At 38.9% G+C, this 1,466-nt stretch carries 2 protein-coding genes; both read right to left on the bottom strand.

The features are described 5' to 3' along the window. Positions 1-161 precede the first annotated feature (161 nt). Entirely contained in the window at positions 162-680 is a 519-nt protein-coding gene (locus ACFINZ_RS09585) for a helix-turn-helix domain-containing protein (protein WP_375701404.1), read from the bottom strand. 81 nt (positions 681-761) lie between these two features. Beyond that, positions 762-1,292 carry a helix-turn-helix domain-containing protein gene (locus tag ACFINZ_RS09580; protein WP_375701403.1) on the bottom strand — a complete coding sequence of 177 codons (531 nt, stop codon included), beginning with the start codon at positions 1,290-1,292 and terminating at the stop codon, positions 762-764. Between the last annotated feature and the right edge of the window lie 174 nt (positions 1,293-1,466).

The raw sequence follows: 1,466 nt of genomic DNA, 5'->3' as shown, positions 1-1,466 counted from the left end.
CAGCCAAAAATAACCAAAAAAGCAAAAAAGATTTCCATATATAAGTGGAAATCTCTAAAAATTGAGTAAAAAGTATTTTTTATCAATAATTTATATGAATTTTTTAATGTAAAAAGATTTCCACTTTCATTTTTCATTTTAGAGAGGCATTAAGCTATATCTTATGTAGTTTCTGGATGTGCATTTTCAGCCTCTATTTGACGCTTTAAATGCAGTTTTAGAAGAGGTAAAATAAGCTCTACTTCTTCCATGTCGTTGATGTCTTGAACAAGCTCTTGCAGTTTTCTATAAAGTTCCGCCGCGAGTTCCGCTATATCTTCAGGGGGGAGTTTTATTTTAGCATCGCGATAGGTTGTATAAGCTATGCGACCAAGCTTTTTCATGAGACCAGCAGGGATAGTTTGTGCTTTAAAACCAGCTGCTTTCGCTTTTGCCATGTTACTAAACATTTCACCTTCACCCGTAACGAGCCAATCTAAGGATATTCCACAGCGATCTTTATATATTCGCAGTATAGATGCAGGAGGCTCTCGTAAACCCGTTTCATAATTGCGCATAGTCGTTTCGGGAATTTCAAAATGTCTAGCAAATTGCTTACGCTCTGTGAAACCAAGGGTGTGTCGTATTTCACGCAATCGTTTTGCTAGTTCTGTTTTAGGTTCTAGTTCGGGGCGTGCCAAAAATGCTCCTTATTTATATTGAGTCTCGTTTTAAATTACAGGATTTTAAAAAGAGATTTCCCCATTCATCTTAGAGAGGCATTAAGCCGTATCTTGTGTAGCTTCTAGATGTACTCTTTCAGCTTCTATTTGACGCTTTAAATGAATTTTAAGAAGAGAGAAAGTCGCTTCGACTTCTTCCGTGTCGTTGATGTCTTGAACAAGCTCTTGCAACTTTATACAAAGCTCTGCCGCTAATTCCGCTATATCTTCAGGGGGGAGTTTTATTTTAGCATCGCGATAGGTTGTATAAGCTATGCGACCAAGCTTTTTCATGAGTCCAGCAGGGATAGTTTGTGGTTTAAAACCCGCTGCTTTCGCTTTTGCCATGTCACTAAACATTTCACCTTCACCCGTAACGAGCCAATGAGGATTAATGTTATAGACTCTATGATAGGCGTTAATTGCTGAGGATGTTGGTTCGTGTGCTCCGATTTCATAATTGGCAAGAGTAGTGCGTTGTAAATTAAGGCGTTGCGCAAAAGCACCGCGTTCTTCATTTCCGAGTACTCGTCTTATTTCACGTAATCGTTTTGCGAGTTCTGTTTTAGGTTCTTTTTCAGGGCGTGCCAAAAAAAATCACTCCAAACGCCAAAAAACTGTTTACAAAGACAGATATTTGGCGTATACCTCATATTACCGCCCGATATAGAGGGCAGATATTTTACAATTAACCCCACAAAAAACGGATGGTTTGAGCATCCGTTTGAAGCAGGAGCGAAAGTTATGACAACCACCCAAACATGC

Origin of the sequence: Bartonella sp. AA81SXKL, assembly GCF_042196945.1 — a bacterium.
Lineage (GTDB): Bacteria > Pseudomonadota > Alphaproteobacteria > Rhizobiales > Rhizobiaceae > Bartonella.
The sequence above is the reverse complement of the archived record's forward strand: the minus strand, read 5'-3'. Positions and strand labels throughout refer to the sequence as shown.